Source organism: Fredinandcohnia onubensis, assembly GCF_002734215.1.
GTDB classification, from domain to species: domain Bacteria; phylum Bacillota; class Bacilli; order Bacillales; family Bacillaceae_L; genus Ferdinandcohnia; species Ferdinandcohnia onubensis.
In genome coordinates, this window is the sequence record NZ_NSEB01000012.1 from 280565 (window position 1) to 305525 (window position 24961).

Sequence of the window (24961 nt, forward strand, 5' to 3'; positions counted from 1 at the left end):
ATTATACCCACCCCTTTACTGGCATTGTTTTATGTGTAAGGGCATAAGCATCCTCATACGCTTCTTCTACACTTGGGAAATCTGATTCTTTCATGAATGCGATCCCATTTTTAATTTCGCTTTCCACTTCTTTTTCAATAGATTTGAGAGTTTCTTCAGCAACTCCCTCTTCCAATAATTGATCCTTCAATCTATTAATTGGATCCTTTTGACGATAGGAATCAATCTCCTCTTGCGTACGGTAAGGGTCCTGAACGACCAAAGCTTCACTTCCAAAGTGACCATAATATCTATAGGTTTTAGCTTCAATAAAGGTTGGTCCACCATTATTTCTTGCTCTTTCGACGGCTTCGCTTACTGCGTCATGAACCGCTAAAACATCCATACCATCCACAACAACACCTTGCATTCCGTATCCTTGCGCTCGGTCCGCAATATCCTCTACTTTTATACTCTCTTTAACTGGCAAAGTTAAACCATATTGATTATTTTCACAAACAAAGATAATCGGTAAGTTCCAAATGGCAGCCATATTCATCGCTTCATGAACAGACCCTTCATTTGCTGCTCCATCCCCAAAAAATGTAACAGCTACATTGTTTTTACCTTCATATTGAAAAGCAAACCCAACACCGGCAGCAATTGGAACACCCTGTCCCACCATCCCATTGGTACCATATATACCTAAGTCTAAAGAGGTAATATGCATGGAACCGCCTTTTCCTTTACAATAGCCGGTAGCACGTCCTCCCAATTCCGCAAACATTTTATTGATACTTCCGCCTTTAGCAATTAAGTGACCATGTCCACGATGGTTACTTGTTATAGCGTCTTCTTTTGATAGTACGGCACAAACACCAACGGCTACAGCCTCTTGTCCAATATATTGATGAACTTCCCCATGTACCTCACCTTCAGTGACCAACTCATCTGCATATTCGTCAAAATAACGAATCCTTAACATTGAACGCAGCATCTCAAGCTTTTTTTCCTGTGGAATTGACATAGGCACATCTCCTTTAAGTTTAGTAAAATATTTAAACTTCATATTGAAGTATTAAACTAATTTTGGAAGCGCTTTAATTTGTATTCAAAATCATATATACTTTTATTAAGTTGTTTTATTAATTTTTCAGTATTTCTACCACTATTATCAAATGTATTACACCCTAAAAACAGTCATTAATTTTACGTAAAATGTATGCTTAATCAACATTTCACCAGAATATGTTGCAAAAATGCATATTTCTAATTCCTTTATAGGTAAACGCTAAAATTAGAAGATTATGTAATAAAGAACTTCTAATAGGAATACAAATAATAATAGAGGTGAGAAATTTGCAAGAAGATCGTAGAGTAAGGCGAACGAAGCAAACATTAAAAAACATTCTAATAGAGTTAATTGCTTTGAAAGGTTATGAAAATATTACGGTGAAAGATATTGTAGAATATGCTGATTATAATCGAACAACGTTTTATCGCCATTACAGTAATAAGGAGGAAATGTTAGATGAATTAATAGAGGAAATGATAAATAAATTTATTAAAGCATTTCGTGCCCCATATAAAAACGCTAGAATCGTCAAGTTACCTCAACTAAGTCCTTCAGATATAAAAATTTTTCATCACATCTATGAACACTCAAATTTCTACAAACTCCTTAAGATGCCCAATGGTTTACCTGGATTTCAAGAAATGCTCATGGATACTGTAGTTTACCTATATAAAAATGAAGTTGTCCACTTTCATAATCCAGATTCTGAAATTAATAATCATTTATGTGTTACCTTTAGCGCTTACGGGTTTATTGGCTTAATGCGAGAATGGATCCTCTCTGATTTTAATGAATCTCCAGATTACATGGCAACCCAATATGTACGAATTTTAAACTATAAACCTGTAAATATCTCAATCGTTTCAAGTGAAAGTCACTTCCCGGATATTTATTCTTTTAGTCAAAGAACACTGGAGAAGAAATGGTATGTTTAGCTTTCTCTTTTAAAATATAAAATCCAGTCCTTAAAAAAACCGCATAATGGAATCTGATATCTAATTTGAATAGCAATACATAATAAAAAGAGGCCAGTCCCCTAGTGCTATTTTACATTGTGGGATCGGCCTTTTTAGTTAAACTTTTATGATATATATCTATTGTTCCAATGATAATTAACAAAAACTCTTTAATGCTACTAATAATAATCTTCTTATAGGAGCTTTTTTAGATTTTCCTTAAATTCAGGTGAGAACACTTCATTCTTTATTCCGTCATTAAGTAATTCTAAGAGTTCCTTTTCAGTCAAATCAAGAGGTCTTAGTTGAAAATGTTTAGTTCCATTCTTCTCCTTATACCACGCAAACCTAATTTCTTCCCTTTGTAGATTCTTTACATAGATTCTTTCAACAGCAGATAAGTCTTCACCATCTTGCGCAATTCCTTGGGCTAAAAGATCACAATATTTTGTACTTTTAAGTACTTCTCTCATGTAAACACCTCTATCCGTATATTAACAAATCAATAATAGATTACTAACTGATCAATCTATATTTACCTGGAGAAACTCTTTCTAAAATTCGATATTCATTTTTATTAGTAGAGGTTGTATTTCCTCCCAAATAAATTGGCACCATATCAGCCAAAGTTGTACCGGTATCTTTCCACCTCCCTGGGTACATTTTATTTACGCGATTATGTACCTCTTTAATTGTACCCTCACCACCTAATGATACTAATGCCTCTATTATTGCCTCGTGATGTCTCATGTCCTTTCCTCCCAGGTTAATTTAGTTAAGACATTGACCTTATAGATTCTTCAATTACTGCCTTTAATTCCTCTTTAGTAAAAGACTTTATAGAAATCCATCCCCTTGAATCGACTCTATAGCCATATTTTTCAACAATTTCAGAGGGAATATATACCCCCAGTACATATCCATTTCCACTTTGATGTAATTCCCTAGCAAGTACCTTTCTTCTTTGTCTCCCTTCTAAAAATTCAAAATTAAACCTATCATTACTAATTCTAGTTTCCTTTAATCCGTATGAATCAAATATTTCTTTCTTCTGTTCAAGCGTTAACAATGGACTACCTCCCTTTTACGAGAACTTTATTGATAATAATCTCTAATTCTATTTGTTTGCACTTTTCCCCTTCTCAATTCCTAACTAATATTAAACTATGAAATTGTTCCGTGCTAATCAAAAAAGTGATGCCCACATGAAAAAGCAGCCTAGAAACCTAGACTACTCGTAAATTTATATATTATTAAAAATGTCTGTTATACTATTGGCCTTTCACTCTTTTCACAAACTTAGTTAATGTTTCTTTAAGCTGTTCGGAACCCGAGCTTGGCCGAAATTCTTGATTATCAATGACTAACGGTGCTCCTATTACCACTAATGGTGCGCCATACTTTGGCATTTGAGCAGCTTGATCAATCGATAATCCACCCACAGCTTGAACGGGAATGGTGACTGTGGATACAACATCTTCTAAGCAATCGAATGGTGAGCGTTCTGGGTCTTCTCCTCTTTCATCAAAGCCTGTATGAACAATGATGTAGTCAACACCATTTTCCTCAAGCATTTTTGCGCAGGATACCTTGTCTGACGAAGCCATTATATCCCCCATCACTTCTATACCATAATCCCGTGCTGCTCTTACAACTGCTCGTATGGTCGCTGGATGAGCAACTCCCATGACAACTACATGGGTAGCTCCAGCCTTAGCCATCATTTCTACTTCTAAATAGCCACCATCCATCGTCTTTAAATCCGCGACAATCGGTTTGTCAGGAAATTTCTCTCTTAGTTTTCTGACGGCATGTAAACCTTCTGCAAGCAATAATGGGGTTCCCGCTTCAATCCAATCAACCCCAGCCTCTATAGCGATTTCAGCCATTTCTAATGCCTCATCAATGTTCGTTAAATCTAGAGAAATCTGCACAATTGGTTCCATTTTCTAGCCCCTCTACTAATTTCTATAGAATGAAAGAAAAGGAGAAAAACGTTTTACTCGTAAGCTGCTTTTGGAAACTGTGTGGCAAATTTTCCTCCACTAACATCAATTAGCGTACCGGTTATATACCCCGCCAAATCGGATGCTAAGAAACAGATAAGTTGTGCGATGTCTTTTTTCTCTCCCCATCTTCTTAACGTTAAGCTATCTAATAACCGCTCTTGTTGTTCTTGTTGCAGCTCGGTAAAGTGATTGAGAGTTGTCGGAATCATTCCAGCGGCATAGCTGTTAACTGTAATATTCCATGGTCCTAACTCTCCAGCAAGAACTCGTGAAAATTGTTTTACTCCAGCCTTAGAGGAGGCGTATGCAGCACTTCCAATACTAGGGATAATCGCTGCAAAAGATGCTGAATTGATAATCCGACCGAATCGCTGTTGTTTCATGATGGGGATGACAGATTGGCACATCAGGAACATCCCTTTTAGATTGACATCATGGCAGTAATCCCAAACCTCCTCTGCTAATGTTTCAACTTCTCCGTTCCCAGCAACACCTGCATTGTTAACCAAAAGGTCAATCCTACCAAACTTTTGCATCGTCTCACTAATAACTTCAGAGATCCTAGCACTATCACTTACATCACAGTCAAAAAACAAACCCTCTAATCCTTGTTCTTTAAATTCTTGTGCTAGTTGGTCCAGATCATCTTGGTATACATCTATTCCCACTGTTTTAACCCCTTCTCTTGCTAGGGTCAAAATGATTTCTTTCCCGATACCTTTCCCAACTCCCGTAACGATTCCGACCATCCCATTTAAATCAATCAGCACTTCGACCATCCTTTCCTGATGACGCTTATCCTTTTACTGCTCCCGAAGTAATTCCACTTACAATGTATCGTTGTAAAAGCAAAGAAATAATCAAGATTGGTAGCGTAATGATGACAGCAGCTGCCATTAGAGCTCCCCAGTTTATTTCTGAATAAGAGATGAAGTTAAATACGGCAATTGGTAATGTCTTCGTGTCATCACCAGCAAGGACTAAAGCAAACATAAAATTATTCCAAGATAGAATAAAAGACATCATAGAAGCTGTAATAATTCCCGGTGAAACCAATGGAAGTAAGACCCTAAAGAAAGCACCTTGTAATGTACAGCCATCCACTCGAGCCGAATCCTCTAGTTCTTGCGGAAGAGCTTCAAAGGATGAAATCATAATCCAGATAATAAATGGCAATCCGACTAACATATGGCTTAAAGTTAATGCCGTGTATGTGTCGACTAAGCCTAGTTTTGAGAAAATGATAAACCATGGAATCATAAACGAAATACCTGGAATGATTCGAGCAACTAAGATAATGACGCCGAATTTATGAAGTTTATATTTTGCTATCGCATATGCGGCAGGTAATCCCAAAACCAATCCAAAGACGGTGGAAGCAAAAGCCACAATAAAACTATTTATGATGAACTTAATAAAATCATATTGTGCAAAAACTTCTGTGTAGTTTTTAAGGCTAGGTGTAAAAATAAAAATGGAGTCCGTCGACATGATTTGAGCCTGATTTTTAAGAGAAGCAATGATCATCCACACAAATGGGAATAAAAATACTAAACTCACAAAAGCGATTAAAAGATAACGGATAAGTTCCATTCTCCGTTTATGTTTCATAATGTCACCTCCGTCTTCTTACGGAAGATCAGGATTAAGCAGCTCATAATCAGCACAATCATAAAAAATACCATTAATATAGCGCTCGTATATCCTAACTTGAAATATTGAAATCCATTGGCAAAGCCGTAAATATTTAAGGTTTCCGTTGCGTATCCAGGTCCACCCTGTGTCATGGCATAGATTAAATCAAAATGCTTCACTGCATCAATTGATCGTAGAAGTACTGCTGCGAAAATGGTAGGTGCCATGAGGGGTAATGTGATTTTACAAAAGATTTGCCAAGCATTGGCGCCATCAACAGCGGCTGCTTCATAATTTTCGTTTGGTAATTGAGAAAGACCAGCCAATGTGATTAACGTAATCATTGGAGTCCATTGCCACGTGTCTACCATCGCTATTGCGGGCAATGCCTGTTTTGGTGACGCAATCCATAACTGTGGATCAATACCAAAGTACCCTAGGAATTGATTCGCAAAACCGATCGATGGTTCGAAAATTAATAACCATACTAGTCCGATTGCAACCGGTGTCGAAACCATAGGAAGTAAAAATAAGGTCTTTACGAGATTACTACCTTTAAACTTTCTGAAAAACAAAAGCGCAATCGCTACTCCCAATACGGTTTGAGTAACAACTGCCAAAATCGTAAAGTAAAACGTTCGAAAAAATGCTGGCCAAAACCGTGGATCATCAAAAAAGATTTTCTTAAAATTGTCTAAGAAGACCCATTTTGGTGGAGATACACTAGACATGCTCCAGTCAAAAAAGCTTAAATACGCTGTATACCCAACTGGAAATACAATCATAATGAGTACAAAAAGTACGGAAGGCAATGTAAAAATATACTTAAGATGTTTTTCAATCCAAAGTTGAATGATATTCATCCCCCTTCTATGTATCGCTATAAAGAGGATAGAGGGGTATTTATACATTCATGAATACCCGCTCCATCCATTCATTTTTTAATTTTCGTCATCAAGTAATTGTTGGAACTGTTTGTTGGCTTCTTTTGCAGCGGCTTCTACATCTCCACCTTCAATACCAGTCACAATCGCCGTCCCAATCATGTCTCTTGCCTCATTTACTTTTATGACTAATGGACGGTCATATTCTTTTCCAATCTTATTCGATTCAGAAATGACTTTAACGAGCTCCTCAGGAAACGCTTCTGTTCCTTCTGGTGAGTCCCAAACAGATTGTCGTGGTCCAGGAACACTTTTCTTTTGTAACTCAGCCACAATTTCTTTACTTGTCGCCCACTTGATAAATTCCCATCCTGCATCTTTGTTTTCTGATTTCGCATTCATCGCCACGCCCCATGAAGTAACATTGTATGGCGTTTGTCCTTCTGGTCCTTCTGGGAATACGGCAAACCCTACTTTTTCTCCTACAACAGATTTTTCAGGATCTAGCAGGTTTGGATAAATACTATCTGCATCTGTATACATAGCCGCTTTACCTTGTGCAAATAAACCAGCAGCTTGCGGCCAACTCATATTTAAAACTCCTGGAGGTCCTGCATCCTTCAGTAAATTACCGTAGAACTCAAATGCTTTAATGGCTTCTGGAGTATCAATCGCCGCTTTTCCGTCTACGATAAAGTCCCCACCAAATCCATATAAATAGCTTGAGAATTGAGTAACCGCCGCAGCACGTTGTCCGCGTGATACCATTCCGTAAAAGTCATTGGCAGGATCATTTAATTGTTTTGCAATTTCATAGAGTTCATCTAATGTTTTAGGAGGTTCAATCTTATTTTCTTCAAAAATATCTTTTCGGTAATATAGGATTTCACGTTCCGTAACGGTTGGAATACCAAAAATCTTTTCACCGTCTTTTAACGAATTCACGGATGACTCTGTAAAATCACTTAAATTCCATTCTGAATCACCTGTATAACTAGTTAGATCCGCAACCCAGCCGTTAAGATTAAAGAGTTTTCCTTCTTGCAGTGGACGTATCATAAAGACATCGATACTATCAGAACCTGCAGTAAATTCTGTTGTCAGCTTTTGAGTTAATTGGTCTTCAAAATATTTTTCTAGCTTTACTTTAATGCCTGACTCCTTTTCAAATTGAGGAATTAATGGTTCGATTGCCTCTGTCCATGGATGGTTCGCAGCAATAATCCTTAATTCAACGTCTTTATTCTTATCCTCATTTGAATCTGATGATGGCTCATCTGAAGCCGGTGTATTGCTACTACAAGCTGCCATTAAGCCCATAATCAATCCGAAAATCAGTAAAAAGCTTAGCCCCCTTATTTTTTTCACTCGATTTTCCCCTTTCATACTTAATATGGTTAAGACGTAAAGCGCTTACATTTGAAGACCCTTACGTCAATTACCCGATTGAAAATATTCGTCTACTTTCCTCTTTAAGAAATCGACAGATTCCTTCATTTCTCCTAAACCATTAACCCCATCTTCGATTGAAATCCAGCCAGTAAAATTTATATTGGCTAACAGCTGAAAAATGCCTTCGTAATCAATAATCCCCTTCCCAATGACGCCATGAGCTAATCCCTCTGAATATCCTTGTACCAAATGATTCTCGATATCTTTCATGGAATAACCCTCTTTTAAATAGCGATCACTGGCATGCATCGTGATTAATCGGGACTTTACTTTTTCCAATAACGCAAGTGGGTCATCGCATGCAAAAACGGCATTTGACGGATCGAAGTTCACGCCAAACCAATCAGATGAGATCCCTTCAACAATTTCCAAATAGATATCCGACTTCTGGGCAAATTCCGGATAAATCCAGAACCCATCTTTGTAATGGTTTTCCATGACTAGATAGACACGCTTACTTTCTGCATACGGAAGTAGCTCATTAATACAATCAATGGTCCATTTTATACCTTCTTCCCTTGATATTTCAGGTCTTCTTTGCCCAGATAACACCCTGCAGCTTCTAAACTCATCGGGACCAAGAATGGCCATCGCATCAATCATTTCTTTCATCTTACTCATTTCTTTTTCCCGAAAAACCGGATCCGGATGGGTAAAATCTGGTGATGCACACATCATGGGAATCACTAGATTGACTGAAGTAGCTGCCTCCTTTACCTTCTCCAAATAAGACTTTTCAGTAGATTGTAAGAATGTAGGATACATTTCCATTCCATCTGCACCCAGTGTTCCCGCTTGCTCAATCCATTCAAACACATCCATTTTTCCAGTTGATAAATCATCGATATACCCTTTTGGGAAAACTGAAATTCTGACTTTGTTTTCGTTCATTGATTTCTCCTTTTCTATTGCTTTAGTTTGGTACAATAACAGATTTCGCGTGTTTTAAAGAATCCATTTCATCGAAGGCATTTTGCCAGTCATCTAGTGAATAGACCTTCGCCATTGGAAGTGGATCAATTTCTCCTTTTTGCATTAACAGCAATACCTTTTCCCACATTGGATACGTATGACTAAACGAACCTTGCAGTCTAGCAGCTTTTTGAATCAGTGGGTCAAGACTAAAGCCAACTGGATCAGGTCCCCATCCAATCTTCGTGATTTGCCCAGCTGGTCGAACAATTTCAATACTTTGCTTTAACGTTTGACTAACACCAACCGCATCAAGCACTAAATCAGCGCCAAAACCATCTCCATAGTTGGTAATTTCACGTACAACATCTTGTTTCTCTGCAATAAGTACCTCATCTGCACCAAATTGTTTCGCTATTTCTAAGCGGTTTGCATCTTTTTCCAAACCAACGACTGTTAATTTTCCTGGCGCAAACAGTCTAGCAATCTGAATACACATTAATCCAATCGGCCCTGGTCCAAAGACCACAACATGATCGCCAGGTCGTATTCTCGAATGATGGGCGACTGCATTATAAGCTACACATGAAGGTTCCGTTAAGGCAGCTTTTTCAAATGGGATTCCGTCTGGTATGTGGTGAACGATGGCTTCTCTTGTTTTCACGTACTGAGCCATGGCCCCATCTGCTAAAACACCAAAACCTTTTCGATCTGGGCATAAATTGTATAATCCTGATTTGCAATAAATACAGGTCTCACAAACATATGAAGGGGTTTCACTTACAACGCGATCTCCCTTTTTAAACTGGGTTACTTCAGGACCTACCTCCTCAACGGTTCCTGCAAACTCATGTCCTAAAATAACAGGTCGTTTCACAGCAAAGCCTTGTATATCATGGTACATATGTAAATCACTTCCACAGACTCCTACGGCTTCCACTTTCAATAATATGTCTCTTGATCCTATTTTCGGAATGGGTACTTCTCTAATATCAACCTTATGTTTACCAGAATCGTAGTTTACAAGCGCCTTCATGTATATCACCTTTTCTTCGTTAAATTTTAGGAGAAGAAGAGTTACCTACACTGATTTCGGGTTCGATGAAAAGTTGTACGATTTGATGTTGCCCTTCTTTATTCAATTGTTCTAATAGCAAACTTGCAGCACGTCTCCCAATTTCACGTGGAGATTGAACAATGGCTGTCACTTTGGGCATTATAATATCCCACTCATACTCTAGCTCTCCAAATGACACAACCGTAAGTTGATCGGGAATGGTAATCTTGTAGTTTTGACACGCCTTTAATACACCTGCCGTCATATTATTGTTTGACGAAATGATGGCTGTAGGCACGATCGTTTTCGATAGAAAATACTCTATTGCTCGTTGACCTCCTTCATATGTAAAATCACCAAAGAACTGGTGTTCAGTTGTAAGTCCATAATTAGTTAGTGACTGTAAAACGGCTTCGTACCTCAGTCTTCCGTGAACAGTGTCCAAATCTCCATGAACGACACCAATTTCTTTATGCCCTAATTCATGGAGGTATGTAACTAATTTTTCCATGCCGGCAAAATTATCGTCTGCCACTATATTAACGGGCAGATGAGAAATGGGCCGATCAACAAGGACAATTGGAATGTTTCTTTCGACTAACAAAAGAATATCTTCGTTTACTTGACCCGTAGAACAAAGAATGATTCCATCAACACGTTGCTCGTAAAAGAGTTGTAAATTTTTTCGTTCAATATCAGGATTTTCATTTGTGGAGCTGATGATGAATAGATAGTCTTTCTCAAAGATAACTTCTTCAATACCTTTGGCCAAAGTCATCTGGAAGGGGTTTGTAATGTTAGATAGAAGAACAGCAATTGTTTTTGAGACGGATGACTTCAAACTTCTTGCTATCATGTTTGGGGAGTAGTTTAGGGCTTTTATAGCTGCGTATACTTTGTTTTTCAGTTCAATATGGACGTTACCAGTATGATTAATGACTTTCGATGCAGTACCAATAGACACACCCGCTAACTCTGCAACATCTCGTATCGTCACCTTTTTAGTCATGGTATACTTCCTATTTTTTATTAATGAAACGTTTCATCGAATAGAGCATAACAACGAATTTGAATATTGTCAATTCACTAAAAATTAGAAAAGGAATTGATTTCCACCACTGTTTAATTAGATAATACCTATGATTTCAGGCTTGCTTGGTACAACATATATTTTTAAAATGATATATAAATTTTTTCATAGACTGATTTCGACATTCGTACAAGAAAAAAAATGACACCATTGCACAGGGATGGTGTCATTTTACTAAAATCTATTTGATTATGTATCAAATGTAAAGTAGATTAGGCCTACCAAACTCCAAATATTTAAAACCACGCCTGCAAGAAGTAGCATCTTTGTTAAATCTGAGGAGATAGGTGGTTTCTAAATCTTAATTGATATATTATTCATTCGGTTGAGATACAAGGCCACGTCCAATGAAATTAGCAGACACAGGCTTTTTCCCTACTTCTCTTGACCAGACTGATAATTGTCCGATATGGTGAATTTCATGTGCAATTACATGTCGCATTACCTCACCAAATGTGTCTGTTACAACTCTTCCGTCTGGAAGGGTATCGTACAATAGTTTATTTTCCATACTACTATCCCAATTATTTACAAAACTCTCCACTTCAGGTCGAAATGCGGAGTCCAATTTTCTAACCTGTTCTAAGCTTTTATAATCATCAAAACTCTCTTGAAAATCTGGTTTACCTTGTAAGAGGCGAATCCAGCTCCATTCCACATCCACTATATGAAAAAGTGTTTGCAAAATACTACCTACACCACCAGTTCTGGTTCGTAGAAGTTCCTCTTCACTTAACTCTTCACACAACCTATACCATTCTTCTCTCACCATCCAGTTATAACGAAACAATGTCTTCAATGAAACCCCTCCAATTTAAAAAACACACCAAAACTGAGTTTATTATAATTATTCAACCGAACCAGTATAAATACCTTCTTCCAAACATGACTAGATACCTTTTTAGGATGGTAAATTTCATAGAGAGTGTAATTGTTTTAATCACCACCCCCACCACAGCTTGAGCAGGAACTGCTACAAGACGAGGTTGAACTACACGAGCTACTTGAACCACAACTTGTGCAGCTTGAGGAACTAGCGGCACTTGCTTTCATGTAACTTGAGAAATCATCATAATGAAAATAAGAAACAGATACGAAAGGAACAAGCATGGAGTTAAAATTTTTCTGTATTTTGCTTTTTCTCATCTTTTCTTGTACAACACGTTTTTCATAGTCTTTGACACTATTGGCTGTTTTTTTCATTGAGGAAATCAACGAGAGTATCGTACTAAAATAGTTACTATCACTTTTAAAATACTTATCTATCAGTTCGTTTTCTGATAAATTTTTAAACTCATCAACAATCGTTGGATTTACGGGATGTCTGAAAAAACCCTTATACAAATGGATATTTTCTTTTCTTATGAAAAAAAGCTCAGCATACACCCAATCAAAAAATCCGCGCAAATCAGGATCAGGCGTCTTTGTTACATTGGGACTGTGATGAAGAATATTACCCGCATATTTTTTAGAAAAGTCATCATACTCACGGGTAAACATAAGCATCTCATGCCAAAGGTCATCGACTTTGTCACTAAACATTGGCGATTCTTTCAAAATAGAAGTCAAAATAAAGTAGCGCTTTAAATCAAGTAGACGCCAGTTGTATTCATTTTCTTTCAACTTTTTTTCTTTCATTACCCGCTCTTCTACATTTTTCATATAACTTTTATTAAGGGACTGCTCCAGGTTTTCACTTAGTTTCTTTAGCCCTTTTAGTGGTTTTGTTTCAATTGATTTAGGAGATAAACCAAATGTAAAGGCGAGTTTTTTACGTAAAAAGAAAATAAACCAAACAACAACTGCAAGCAGGACTAACCAACCCATCATATTCCCCCTTCATATTTAAATATATTTAATATCTATAGCCGCCCAAGCGAACCACGCTTAAGTGTTATGCTTTATTTACGGGAACTATCCTGTAAAAGTTTCACTTTTCGAATAGTGACCAATAAAAAATGCCTGGTTCATATATGACCAAGCACTCACCTTCATTCTAATAATGATTTATATTCATCAACGTCATCAAACTCTGTACCAATATAGACTGGTGTGTCATCGACATTTCTCAATGTGATGGGTTTACCATCGTTTATTTTCTTTACGACTACATCAAAAGAGTTGTCGCTATTTAGAGTAATTTCAAATTCTTGTAGTTCGCCGTTTATTTTATACAAACCATCTTCTATCTCCTCATAAGTTCCTTTATCTACTTCTCTATTATCAATGTATTCAACAAAACTATGATCATCAGGCTGAAAGGTCAATTGAACAATATATCCATTCACATGTTCGCTTTGATAAGCTCCTTTTAAGAGTGGTGTTTTGTTAGCGGCACATCCAACTAAAAGCAATGCAAAAACAATTGCTAACACTAATATTCCCCATTTGTTGTTTCTCATAAAAGTCCCCCAATCATTCCGAAAGGCAAACGGATATGTCCGTTTGCCTATAGTTTATAACAATAATAGACCAATTGAAATCGGAATGAAGCTATAAAAGAGAATCATGACACAGAATCCCATGATATCGCGAATATGCAATCCTGCAATCGCTAAAGCAGGCAAGGCCCAGAATGGTTGAATCATATTCGTCCAGGCATCCCCCCATGCAACACCCACTGCCGTTTTCGCAAGATCCGCATTAATAGCAGCCGCTGCTTCGATCATAATGGGTCCTTGTACCGCCCACTGACCACCACCTGAAGGTACAAATACGTTGATTAGCCCGCCACTGAGAAACGAAAAGAATGGTAGAGTGTGAGCATTTGCAAATGAGACGAACCATAAAGCCATTTCCTGAGAAAGGCCAGATAACGTAACCATCCCCATAATCCCAGCATAGAACGGGAATTGAATGATAATTCCTCCTGCATTTTTGACTCCGTTTGTGACCGTATTCAAGAACTGTTTCGGTGTTTTGTGCAGCATGATACCTAAGAATAAGAAAATAAAGTTTACAATATTAATATTTAAATCAAAGCCCTTGGTAACAAAATGATAGAAGATAAAGCCTAAACCCATGATACCAATCAACATTGAAACAATCACACTGTTTTCAATTTTTTCAGCTGGTGTAGATGGATTGATTGATTCAGTTGTTGATGACGTGTCATCTGGTAGCTTCCAGCTGGATCGATCTTGCTCCAGTGTATTTGAGCTTTTCATCAAGAATCGATTAAATATAGGTAATGTGATTACGAGTGCCGCCACAATAAAAAGATTGGCTGGACTAAAAAGGGTTTCACTCACTGGAATGACTCCCATTTTTTCTTCTAAAAAGTGACCAGAGGTGGCTACTGTCAATGGAATCGATGCTGAGAACCCGCCATGCCAAACCAAAAATCCACTATATGCCCCAGCTACTAAAATACGAAAATCTGCTGATGGGACTTGCCTCGCCACATGGATGGCAAACAAGGCTCCTACTACCAATCCGAAACCATAATTAATTAAACAAGCAATGGCGGATACAAACGTGACAAGCATGACGGCATGCGCCGGTGTTTTCGCCAAATTACTCAATCTAGCTAGAAAATTCTTGATAACTGGCGCATTCGCTAATACATACCCCGTTACCACAACGAGAGACATTTGCATGGTGAAGGCAAGTAAATCCCAAAATCCTGTTCCCCAATGTGTAACCATTTCAACAGGTCCGCTTTCTGTAAACAAAATGCCAATGATAAACACTAAGAAGGTTAGAATAATCGCAAAAATAAAGGCATCTGGAAGAAACCGCTGAACGAGTCGAACAAAGAAATTTGTTATCGCTTTCAATTCCTCACTCCCCTTATAAGTAATTGCTACATTGTATTCTTAGTAGATTTTGATTATGAGGATAGCCTGTTTTTCCTGACTTTTGTCGCATATCATTTTCAAGAATAAGTAGGTATTTACTCCTTTTTTTCGGAAGCTGGCTAAAAAAAAAGCCTCTTCCAACGGAAGGGACCTTTAAAATAACAACGAACTTATAATTCATTTAAAATTTCTTTGTACTTGTTGATTAACTCGATGTGCTTCTGGCCTATTCTTGTATAATATTGACCAAGCCGTTGTCACTAACCATGCAGTACTCATTTATTACTGACTTCAGACTACACTGACTGCATCTTTTGCTTGAATAATGGCAGAATAAAGAAAACACCGATTAAGAATAAGATTCCAGATGTCAAGTAAACTCCGGATAAGGTAAGCGATCCTTTCAGCAAACCAGACATAGACATGCCGATGACCATCATCCCCATGAACATCGGGTTCAATACGCCATTCACTCGCCCGACAAAGTTTTCTTCTGTATTACTTAAGATTAGCGTGTTGATTCCAATATGAATACATGGCAGGAATAAACCGTTAATGAATTGAAGTGCGATAGTCAGTCCAAGGCTATGAGAGTAACCGATTCCTACCGTCGCAACGACACTCACTAAAATTCCTATCGACAACAGCTTTTGAGGTGTTACCTTTTTGGACAGTGCAAAAATGACGCCCCCTCCGATCAGCATTCCAATTCCGCTTGCCATTAGCAACCATTGGATAAAATCCTTCGGCATGCTTAAGTTCTCAATGGCAACGAAGATTGCCAACGGTTGGACCAATCCGACTGCCAACCCACAAGCTGCAAATATCGCTCCCATTGATTTCAAGACTGGGTGGTTTAACACGTAACGGAAACCGTCCATAAGCTCCTTTTTGAAATCCGGTTGTACATCCGTTTTTTCCTTTTCCAAATCCTTAGGCAAGGATAGTAATACGATGGCAGAAAGGAGGAACATGATGCCCATGACTCCAATGGAAGTGTATATCCCAAATTTCTGATATACGAATGTCCCAATAAGGGGACCAATAACCATGAAGATCGCCATGAGTGATTGGAACATTGCCATGACAGACTGCAGCTGTTCCTCAGGTACATGCTGTTTGAACAATCGCATTGCAGAAGGCATGGAAAACTGTGAAAGGATTGCGGAAACCAATGTGGCAAAGAATATCACATACCACGAACCATAAAGCAATGTAAGTAATACGACAAATATCGAAACGGCAGACAATAAATCACACCAGACCATTGTCAACTTTGGTTTCCATCTATCCGCAAATGTTCCTCCGATAAAAGAAAAGATGAATATCGGGGCGAACTCAGCTACAGAAATAAGAGATACATATACCGGATCATTGTTTGTAATGTCGGTCACATATAAAAGTATTGCAAAGTTACGTATCCAAATCCCTAGTTGAAGTAAGAAATTCGAACTCATGATCGACAGAACGATCCGATTTGAGAATATGTTGCTCGAAGGCCTCGCCTGCACGCCTTTACCTTTTGTCATTCCCATAAAAACACTGCCTCTCATTTCTAAAATTTTTCATATCCAGACTCCTACTATAGTACCACGCCCTCCGCTTTGATGGGTAGAGTAATTATGAATGTAGAAAACGTTTTACAGTTGCCAAAAAGCCGTGTAAATTGTCATCATGAACAAAATGCCCAGCAGACTCTATCGTCACAAATTCACAATTCGGAATTAGCTCAGATACTTCCTCCAATTTATGCTGAGGAACATGACTAGACCCACCACCTATAAGGAGCGTCGGCATGGTAATATTAGTAAGTCGAGCCCACCATTCAGGATTAGGTTCATTAAGTTGTTGCAGAATCGAATGCACAACCTCCCAATCAAACGGTAGAGAATCAGCAGGTTTAGAAGGAATTTCGATCGGCTTTCCCTGAAAAGGTGGTGGTGTGTCTTCAACAATTAATCGTTCAATTCTTGTCGGAAATGTTTCCGAGAATAGATAGGATACTGTTCCGCCCATCGAATGACCCATTAGGGTAAACCTTTCTAAATTCATAGCATTCGCAAAATGAAGTAAGTCTTCACACATCAGTTCAAATCTGTATTTACTAGTTCTTGCACTCCCACCGTGCCCCCGTTGATCTATAGCTAATACACGGTAATTTTCTCCTAATACCGCAGCCACTTGATTCCAAGATTCTGCACTTGTTCCCAGTGCGTGAAGTGCAACAATAGGTGGTGAAGTTGGTTCCCCAGTCTCTCGATATTGAAAAGTAAGTCCATTCATTTTAATTTGATTCACCCGTGTTTCCATCCCCAACCCTCTCCTTTGTAGGATTTCATTATTTGAACGCGATTTATTTAATATCACTATTCACAAAATTCCTTGATAATTTGCTGCTTTAATTCCTCTATCGGAAACTTCTGTGGATATGTTGCAATCATCAACATGATCCCTTGTAGCACAGAAGAAAAATATAACGACCGTCTCCTCGGTTCACTTTCTCCCATTCTTTCAAATATTTTACATTGCAATTCAAACAGTCGCGCGTTTTCTTCGATTATGAGACGACTGTATTTAATCAAATCTACATCAGCCTCTGGTTGAGTTTGAAGGTGAAGATAAAACCGATGGACTTCCGGGTTTTTGTGAATATTGTCAATGGCTCCATTCACAATGGATGTTAGCTGTTCTTTAGGTGTCTCTTGGGAGAATGCTTCTGACATGACTTCGACCACTTCGCCTATTCTATCCTTGACCATTTCAGAAAGCAGTTCTTCTTTTCCTTTGTAATAGTTATAGAGTAACCCTTTCGAAATCCTTGCATGTTTCGCTATATCGTTTATCGAAGTTGCGTAATATCCCTGTTTCATAAATAACTCCATCGCTGCAGCGCGTATTTTTTCTATCGTTGCTTGGCGAATACGCTCATTCTCTTCGGGTGTACGTGGCATTTTTACTTCCATCCTTTATAAATGTAGTGATTTCTTGATATAAAACTTCAGCATGAGTGAGGGGTATCATGTGATCGGCATCTTTTATTTCGATAAAACGGTTGTTTGGAACCTTATGAAATTCATCAGCAACTCGAAAATTATCTGCTAAATCCAGTTTACCAATCATAAATAATGTTTCAGTTTTTAATTCTCCTAATCGTTCCACCGCTGGCGGCTGCGGCCACTTCATACAGAAATCTGCAGGCCACTTAAGCATTCGCTCGAAGTGTTGCCTGAGCATTTGAACAATGAGATCTTTTTGCGGAGTATGAATCACCATTTGATATGTTGGTGAATGAAGGGCGAGCTCTAACATCTTATCTATATTTGGGGCAGCTTCTACTATTTTGTTGTGATATTGTTCAAACTCTTTTGAATAGGAAAAACCAGTTAAAGATGGGGCAATTAATACAAGCTTTGATACTCTTTCAGGGTAAGTAAGCGCTAAATCGGTTGCAATTTGTCCGCCCATAGAATGGCCGATAAGTGTTGCCTGTTTAAGTTCTAGGTAATCCAACAGTGACCGTACATCTTCAACATAATTTGTATGTTTTATAGGGTTTGGTGACTCGCCTGCACCTCGGCCATCAAAAGCAATCACCTTGTAATGCCTAGACAAAAAGGGTATTAATAAACTCCACAGTCTTCTATCAGACCCACCACTATGAATAAGAACAACAGGTTGACCATTACCAGTAATCTCAAAAGATAAATTCATTACAATCCCTCCCCATTTTACAGAACTTTCCACATTATTTTATTATTGAATGAACGGTAAGTCAATGGAAAACTAAAATTATATTTCGAATCATCTGAAATTTCATTTCTCTTCTCCTCAGGGCTCTAATACCCTATCACACCAAGGCGCTGACCCTTTTTCTCGAGTTAGGAAGTAATAAAAGACTAGAAGTAATAAAGGTCTCTTCCAAAACGGAAGAGACCTTAAATTATACGATTTATAGTTTCTTTAAAATTTCTTTAATAAATGCCGGCTCGTCTTTAGGTGTACGAGACGTGATGATATTTCCATCAACCACTACCTCTTGGTCTAAGAAGGTTGATCCAGCGTTTTTCAAATCATCACGGATTCCAATGTACGAAGTTGCGCTTACCCCTTTTAAGATATCCGCACTAATCATGACTTGTGGTCCATGACAAATACCAGCAATCACTTTCCCTTGTTCATTGGCTTGTTTTACAAATTGTACGACTTCATCATTGACTCGCAGTGCTTCTGGAGCAGAGCCGCCAGGAATAATAACCGCATCATAGTCGTCGGCCTTTACTTCACTAATGGAAAGGTCAGACGTATAAGATACTGTTCCTTTCTTTCCTTTAAGTTCAGCACCTTTTTCAATTCCAACAACAACGGTTTCGTGACCTGCTTCATTCATTGCATCATAAGGATTCTTCATCTCTGAATCTTCATAGCCATTATCAAGTAAAAAGCATACTTTTGCCATTCGTTAATCACTCCTATGTATTGGTATTTATTTCTATTTTAATAGATTTTTGTTGATACTTCAAATGAAGTGAATCTTCATTAAATCTAACCAACTAACATAAAATTGTTACACTAATCTTGAATTAACACACTGTTTCTTCCTTATCAGAAGCAGGAGCGATTTCAGACAAATGATTTTCGACATTTATGGGATTACTTAGTACCCACATAAAGTATAGGGTCTTAGCAGCTTTTGCTTTGGTTACCGGTTGTTTAGGTTCAAATGTTTTCCCGTTAAGTACTTTTCCTCTTTGAATTCCATAGTCCGAACGAATTAGACCTAATTGGTATGCTGTTTTTACTTTAGGTCTTAACTTCGGATTAACATCATCAAAGTCATCTAAATTCTCATATGGAATGAGAGGATAATAAGTAGTACTTCCTCCGAAATCCAAATTCGAATCATAGTTTACACTACTTTGTTTTTTCTTGATATCGTTATAAGCTGTCATGTATTTTGGTTTTTCCTGAAATCTTGCATGATATGCATCATATAAAATCGCTGCCATAACCTCTCGAGTTAGCTTAGTATGATTATTACGTTTAATAGAATCGATGCTGATAGAAAGTAGCTTACAGATTGCAAAACAGAATTCATCTATCTCTATTATTGCTTCTGGATTAAAATTCCCTTCCTGATCCTTTTCCAATACGTTCAATTGAATCAATTTTTCAATTTGGTTACGATAATAGGCATTAGGACCAGTTTGCACATCAGTGGCACATTGTGTGAAAATTCCACCCCACTTATTTTGTTGAGCAGCAGTAACCACATCATCTTTTAAAAATGAAGAGATTTCAGTCATTATTTCGTTTTGATTTTTGCCCAAATTTACAATCTCTGTCACGATAATTCTCGAGAATTGGTGTGATAATGATTCTTTATAATGGGTTCCATCAATCTTATTTGCTGGATGTCCATTTGCATAGGTTCCGTCGTTCGTCTTGCCCGGTGTTTCTCCAGCTTCTATGGACATAAACATGGCACTAGTTGCTTGGGGACCGATTTCATTATAATACTCCAAACTCCTAGTATTAAGATCAATCACGGGTATTTGAAGTTCTTCCCCTGCTTTTTTTAATATGTCAGGGAACTTTCTCTTATGAAAGGAATTATGATAGATTCCATCATCAGCAAGTGTCCCATCAATTCTTGACATAGGTGTAACAAATATCGGAATGATTCCTCTTGCCCTTATGGCCGGAATGAAGATGTCATGTATGTAAGAGGCATACATCTGTTCAGTCGAGCCTCTTCCGAATCGATCAGACTCATCTGTACTTTCATCGTTATGACCGAATTGAATAAAAAGATAATCTCCTTCTTTGCCAGTCATTAAGATATCATTGAGTCTTCCTTCTGAATACGAATTTTTAAAAGATCGGCCACCCATTGAATAATTTATTATATTTACTTTTTCTAAATCAAATAGCTGATTAATCACTTGCCCCCACCCATTCATAGGTGCCTCTTCAAAAATATACGATTTTACAGTCGAATCACCTAAAAGAAAGAGAGTCGGTCGTTCATTACTAGATTTATTATTGTTGGACATTGGTGATATTATTATTTCTTTTATCCCACAAGTAACATTATTCATTGTAGGCTCTATTTCTATATCAATGAAATCTCGTCCATTTGCATAATCAAAAGTCCATTCATACTCAGTTGTTGTGGCAAATGTGCTTCTTTTTACTAGTTTTGCAGCATCCCAATATAATTCTTGATTGAGAGTTTGGGGACGCATGCCAGAAATGGATATAAGTACATCAGAAATAGGAGTAGACGTTTTTATGCTCACTTTGTATGCACCAGGAGGAACATTTGCCCTAAACATGATCCCGAAGTGATTATAGTCATCTGGATTTTCATTGATAGAATTTGCAAAATAAGGTTCATTAAAAAACAGCCCACTGTCTGTTAATGAAATGTTGCTAGAATGAACAATTCTAGGAGGTAATGCTGAAGTAAGGTTAACAAAACCATAACCCACTTCTTGGTTATAAATGGGAACTTCTTGATTGATGATGTGTGTAATCGGAATGTACCCTTGCTTTTCTTCATTGGTAAAAGAAAACCTTAGGGTCTCCTGTTGCAATGCATATGTATCTTTTTGTTGATTTACCATTAGTTCACCTCATTTACTTTGGATCTCATTCATCAAGACCTTGATAATCAAAAAAGTCAAAATCAGCATACGAGCCATACATCTTATCCATATCATGAACCGCAATACCGACAAAATTTCCGGTAAAGCCACCTGATAAAAACAGTAAGTTCTGTTGAGTTCCTATCTGCTTCCACACATCATTTTCAACTAACCGATAATAAAATGTACCAATTGCCCCATCAACTTCTATTTTTAACTCAATTTCCCCATCGCCAATCTGAGAAATCTCTGGAAATAAAATAGATTCATTGTTTTCAGCGCGTAATAGACGGATAACACGTCCCTGTTCCTCATCAAATGTGATATACGCATACAAATAATTGCCATCATTCAAGTATAGAATAAGTCCTGCCATTTGGTTATAGGTAGTTGGATGATAATCTAGTTTTGTACTTGCATTGAAACAAAAATCTTTCTGACGGATTGCTACTATATGATGCTCAAATAAAGATTGAACCGATTCTCCCGAAATCATTCGTAAGTAACCAGGTCTGCTCGTGAAGTCACACCAGGTTTCGTCGGCTAAAATTCGTAACGAATTCCATTCTTTATCTAGTGGTCCATTAAAATCATCATGAAAATGGGTATCCTTTTTCTGTTCAACTGGATGTTCGGTAACGATTTCAGTTGCAATCGAAGGTCCATTTCCGCCCCCCTTTAATCGTAACCACCCATCATCAGTCCAATAGACTTCCTCAATTGCCGTTTCTCTTCCTAAAATCGCTGCCTTTCCCATCAATGGCCTTGTACACAAATATGCCATATACCAAAGCCCTTGATCCGTTTGAATAATACTGCCATGACCTGAACATTGCAATGCAGAATCGGGCTTATCACTAGCTGTTAGCATCGGATATTTTGGATCCACTTCATAAGGTCCTGTTATCTTTTTTGACCGACAAACAGTAACAGAATGTCCCGCACCTGTTCCACCTTCTGCAGTAATTAAATAATAGTACTCTCCATGACGATAGAGATGAGGGGCTTCAGTCTTTGCAAGTTCCGTTCCGTCAAAGATTTTATACACTTCCCCAATTAACTTCTTATTGATAGGATCGTATTCTTGCAAGACAATTCCTGCTGATTTATTTCCAGTAGTCATTCGATAATCCCAAATTTCATTCAATACCCACTTTCTACCATCCTCATCATGAAATAGTGATGGATCAAACCCACTGCTATTAATATAAACTGGCTTTGACCAAGGTCCATGAATCGATGATGCAGTGATTAAATAATTGTGGCTGTCCTTAAATGGCCGCTTTGTACTTTTGACATCCGTATAAATCAAATAAAATAAGCCATCGCAATAACTTATCTGCGGCGCCCAAATACTACCATTCTGAGGATTTCCTCGTAAATCAACCTGTGTCGTTAAAATATCAGTTTCATGTTCCCAATTGATTAAATCAGTTGAGGTATATATTCTGACTCCTGGTAACCACTCAAATGATGAAACCGCAATATAGTACACTCCATTTACTTTTAAAATATTGGGATCGGGATTAAATCCTCTTAATACAGGATTCTTTATTGAAATTCTGTGCATTTTTTTATTCTCCTTTATGTGGATCAGTTTCTATGAACCCACCCAAAGTTTCTTTTATTACAGTTCAAAAAATTCTAAATAACTCTGCTTTATGCAATTATTCTATGACACTCACCCATGCTGGACGAGAATGATTTGCCCCATTTATTGAGCGAATCTCTTGATACGTGACCGTAGACTGATTGTCTGTATTACCCCAATTATCCCAGCCTTCTGGTATAATATGTTCACCTAAATAGCAATCTCTAAAAATGGTCTGTGCGTACTTTCTCCATGGTCTTCCGAGATAGACGTTCTTGGCACCCGCTTCTGCTGTTAAGAAACACCTATCAAAAATATACCCCTGGTCTTGATCCTTAGGTGTAGAAGCAGCCGTAACAAAACCACCCTCACTATCTGGTCGGTAGCGACTTTTTATCTCACAATCTATAAAATCAGCTGCCGCACCACCAAAAATAAAATCGACAGTGCCATCTATATAACAATTCTTGTACACCTGTTTGCAGTAATCGAAGTTATACTTCAACGGCACGGCTGTAAACCCTGTACCATCACTTTGCTTATTTGGTAGTGGGCCAGTACACAATGTATCCTGGTGCCCTTGTAATTTACAGTCATAAAACGCTGCATTATGGCAATAAGCAAATAAAGCAATCGCTTGACCAATATGTTCTCCCTGACCTGAACTATTGATAATAGTCAAATTTCGCAACGTAATATTTTCTCCCTCCAAAAATACAGTCGCTGAACGAAACGTACCGACTTCATTTCCATCTTCATGGAGTTGTCTGGCGTATTTATTCCCGGTAATTCTCACATCACCTAAGCCGATCATTTCAAAATTCGATAATCTCGACTCAATTATTTCTTCATAGACACCCGATAGAATTCTCATTTCTTTCTTTTCTTTCTCTGGTTTTTGTTCTAAGAAATTAATGCCCTCTTGTATCGTAGAAAAATGACAATATTCCTCTTTTCCAATTATTATCATATCAACCATCCTATAAATGTTTTTTTAAGAAATCAGTCCAATATGCTCTCATTTCAGTTGTTTCCATATGGCCACCAGTAAGGCTTAATGACATAAAATGATCTTGTTTTTCTTGCTTTTTGTAGACATCAATCAAATGGTTTTTTAATTTTTCAACACCCGTCGGAAAACACATTGTGTCATTCTTTCCAACCAAACTCATTCTTGGCCGAGGCGCAATTTTTTCCTGAATACTTGCAGTAGAATAATATTTTAAGAGTTTCGGTATGTAATAATAAAAACCATGGTGATCAAGTCTTCTGTTTTCTATTAGCGTTTCAATATCAACTTGGGCTGCAATATCTATCGTGACTTTGATTCTTTTATCTATTGCACTTAACCACCAGCTTAAAAGCCCTCCCATTGACATGCCCAAGGTCGCCAATCGGTTACTATCAATATCCTCTCGCGTTTCTAAATAATCGATTAAGGACACTAAATCAAAAAGTCGCATTCCCCATAAGGTATGCCCTTTAAGGAGAAATTCCTTATAAAGCTCACTTTCATTAATGCCACCCCGTTCACCAAAACCCCAGGCATCAATAGCCCAAACCGCAAACCCCAATTCACTAAATGTTTCCGCAAAAGAGGGAGTTTGCAGGTAACTTGCACCATTAATTACTTCATCTTTTCCATGGATAAAATCTCCTCCATGAGAGTGGTTAAAAATAATTGTAGGATAGGGTCCACTTACACCAACCGGTTTAATAAAATAGGCTGGCACGCTTTCTAAGCCATTCAATTCCAAACTATATTCATCTAGAATAAATTTCGGATATTCTATTCGTCTTAACAAAGTACCTGACGGCTGCTTCGGATGACTACGTTCACCTAGTAATTCAATTAGTTCCATATTTTGCCCGCC

Annotated in this window: 26 protein-coding genes; 1 reads left to right on the forward strand and 25 read right to left on the reverse strand. The window is 37.8% G+C overall.

The features are described 5' to 3' along the window. Position 1: 1 nt before the first annotated feature. Positions 2–1006, reverse strand: a complete 1005-nt coding sequence (locus tag CKK03_RS15840; protein ID WP_099363510.1) for a thiamine pyrophosphate-dependent dehydrogenase E1 component subunit alpha — start codon at positions 1004–1006, stop codon at positions 2–4. A gap of 332 nt (positions 1007–1338) precedes the next feature. On the opposite strand from CKK03_RS15840, the gene CKK03_RS15845 reads away from it, so the two are divergent. Continuing rightward, complete coding sequence (locus CKK03_RS15845) at positions 1339–1989, forward strand: TetR/AcrR family transcriptional regulator (protein WP_142354031.1); 651 nt, start codon at positions 1339–1341, stop codon at positions 1987–1989. Positions 1990–2204: 215 nt separating this feature from the next. Here CKK03_RS15845 and CKK03_RS15850 read toward each other — a convergent pair whose 3' ends face one another. The 24 genes from CKK03_RS15850 to CKK03_RS15965 form a co-directional block, all read right to left on the reverse strand. Continuing rightward, positions 2205–2483, reverse strand: coding sequence for a hypothetical protein (locus CKK03_RS15850; protein WP_099363512.1), 279 nt, complete (start codon positions 2481–2483; stop codon positions 2205–2207). 43 nt (positions 2484–2526) lie between these two features. Next, positions 2527–2760 (reverse strand): hypothetical protein, encoded by a 234-nt coding sequence (locus CKK03_RS15855; RefSeq protein WP_099363513.1) that lies wholly within the window; start codon positions 2758–2760, stop codon positions 2527–2529. Positions 2761–2785: 25 nt separating this feature from the next. Beyond that, positions 2786–3079, reverse strand: a complete 294-nt coding sequence (locus tag CKK03_RS15860; RefSeq protein WP_099363514.1) for a hypothetical protein — start codon at positions 3077–3079, stop codon at positions 2786–2788. Positions 3080–3281: 202 nt separating this feature from the next. Continuing rightward, positions 3282–3956, reverse strand: a complete 675-nt coding sequence (locus tag CKK03_RS15865; protein ID WP_099363515.1) for an orotidine 5'-phosphate decarboxylase / HUMPS family protein — start codon at positions 3954–3956, stop codon at positions 3282–3284. 53 nt (positions 3957–4009) lie between these two features. Beyond that, the gene (locus CKK03_RS15870) at positions 4010–4789 is read right to left on the reverse strand and encodes an SDR family NAD(P)-dependent oxidoreductase (RefSeq protein ID WP_099363516.1); all 780 of its coding nucleotides are present in this window, start codon (positions 4787–4789) and stop codon (positions 4010–4012) included. Positions 4790–4814: 25 nt separating this feature from the next. Beyond that, on the reverse strand, positions 4815–5630 hold the full coding sequence (locus CKK03_RS15875) for a carbohydrate ABC transporter permease (protein ID WP_099363517.1): 816 nt from the start codon (positions 5628–5630) through the stop codon (positions 4815–4817). Then, on the reverse strand, positions 5627–6517 hold the full coding sequence (locus CKK03_RS15880) for a carbohydrate ABC transporter permease (RefSeq protein ID WP_099363518.1): 891 nt from the start codon (positions 6515–6517) through the stop codon (positions 5627–5629). The genes CKK03_RS15875 and CKK03_RS15880 overlap by 4 nt, the downstream gene beginning before the upstream one ends. Positions 6518–6595: 78 nt before the next feature. Then, the gene (locus CKK03_RS15885; protein WP_099363519.1) at positions 6596–7906 is read right to left on the reverse strand and encodes an ABC transporter substrate-binding protein; all 1311 of its coding nucleotides are present in this window, start codon (positions 7904–7906) and stop codon (positions 6596–6598) included. A gap of 66 nt (positions 7907–7972) precedes the next feature. Further along, positions 7973–8881: a sugar phosphate isomerase/epimerase family protein gene (locus CKK03_RS15890; protein WP_099363520.1), complete on the reverse strand. Its 909-nt coding sequence runs from the start codon at positions 8879–8881 to the stop codon at positions 7973–7975. 22 nt (positions 8882–8903) lie between these two features. Continuing rightward, complete coding sequence (locus CKK03_RS15895; protein ID WP_099363521.1) at positions 8904–9938, reverse strand: zinc-binding dehydrogenase; 1035 nt, start codon at positions 9936–9938, stop codon at positions 8904–8906. A gap of 19 nt (positions 9939–9957) precedes the next feature. Next, positions 9958–10968: a LacI family DNA-binding transcriptional regulator gene (locus CKK03_RS15900; protein ID WP_099363522.1), complete on the reverse strand. Its 1011-nt coding sequence runs from the start codon at positions 10966–10968 to the stop codon at positions 9958–9960. 394 nt (positions 10969–11362) lie between these two features. Next, the gene (locus CKK03_RS15905; RefSeq protein ID WP_099363523.1) at positions 11363–11848 is read right to left on the reverse strand and encodes a DinB family protein; all 486 of its coding nucleotides are present in this window, start codon (positions 11846–11848) and stop codon (positions 11363–11365) included. 137 nt (positions 11849–11985) lie between these two features. Further along, a complete protein-coding gene (locus CKK03_RS15910) occupies positions 11986–12876 on the reverse strand; it encodes a UCP032817 domain-containing protein (protein ID WP_099363524.1) in 891 nt (296 codons plus the stop codon). A gap of 164 nt (positions 12877–13040) precedes the next feature. Then, a complete protein-coding gene (locus tag CKK03_RS15915; protein ID WP_099363525.1) occupies positions 13041–13451 on the reverse strand; it encodes a hypothetical protein in 411 nt (136 codons plus the stop codon). 54 nt (positions 13452–13505) lie between these two features. Continuing rightward, a complete protein-coding gene (locus tag CKK03_RS15920; protein ID WP_099363526.1) occupies positions 13506–14828 on the reverse strand; it encodes a short-chain fatty acid transporter in 1323 nt (440 codons plus the stop codon). A gap of 317 nt (positions 14829–15145) precedes the next feature. Further along, positions 15146–16384 (reverse strand): MFS transporter, encoded by a 1239-nt coding sequence (locus CKK03_RS15925; RefSeq protein ID WP_245864153.1) that lies wholly within the window; start codon positions 16382–16384, stop codon positions 15146–15148. Between the two features lie 85 nt (positions 16385–16469). Then, complete coding sequence (locus CKK03_RS15930; RefSeq protein ID WP_099363527.1) at positions 16470–17159, reverse strand: alpha/beta fold hydrolase; 690 nt, start codon at positions 17157–17159, stop codon at positions 16470–16472. A 56-nt stretch (positions 17160–17215) separates the two neighbouring features. Beyond that, the gene (locus CKK03_RS15935) at positions 17216–17800 is read right to left on the reverse strand and encodes a TetR/AcrR family transcriptional regulator (protein WP_099363528.1); all 585 of its coding nucleotides are present in this window, start codon (positions 17798–17800) and stop codon (positions 17216–17218) included. Then, positions 17775–18560 carry an alpha/beta fold hydrolase gene (locus CKK03_RS15940; RefSeq protein ID WP_099363529.1) on the reverse strand — a complete coding sequence of 262 codons (786 nt, stop codon included), beginning with the start codon at positions 18558–18560 and terminating at the stop codon, positions 17775–17777. The genes CKK03_RS15935 and CKK03_RS15940 overlap by 26 nt, the downstream gene beginning before the upstream one ends. A 238-nt stretch (positions 18561–18798) precedes the next feature. Then, positions 18799–19305, reverse strand: a complete 507-nt coding sequence (locus tag CKK03_RS15945) for a type 1 glutamine amidotransferase domain-containing protein (RefSeq protein ID WP_099363530.1) — start codon at positions 19303–19305, stop codon at positions 18799–18801. Positions 19306–19429: 124 nt separating this feature from the next. Beyond that, on the reverse strand, positions 19430–21475 hold the full coding sequence (locus tag CKK03_RS15950) for an SGNH/GDSL hydrolase family protein (RefSeq protein WP_099363531.1): 2046 nt from the start codon (positions 21473–21475) through the stop codon (positions 19430–19432). 25 nt (positions 21476–21500) lie between these two features. Then, positions 21501–23066 (reverse strand): glycoside hydrolase family 43 protein, encoded by a 1566-nt coding sequence (locus CKK03_RS15955; RefSeq protein ID WP_099363532.1) that lies wholly within the window; start codon positions 23064–23066, stop codon positions 21501–21503. Positions 23067–23163: 97 nt separating this feature from the next. After that, positions 23164–24057, reverse strand: coding sequence for a pectinesterase family protein (locus CKK03_RS15960; protein WP_218962808.1), 894 nt, complete (start codon positions 24055–24057; stop codon positions 23164–23166). A gap of 10 nt (positions 24058–24067) precedes the next feature. Next, complete coding sequence (locus CKK03_RS15965) at positions 24068–24949, reverse strand: alpha/beta hydrolase family protein (protein ID WP_099363534.1); 882 nt, start codon at positions 24947–24949, stop codon at positions 24068–24070. Positions 24950–24961 lie beyond the last annotated feature (12 nt).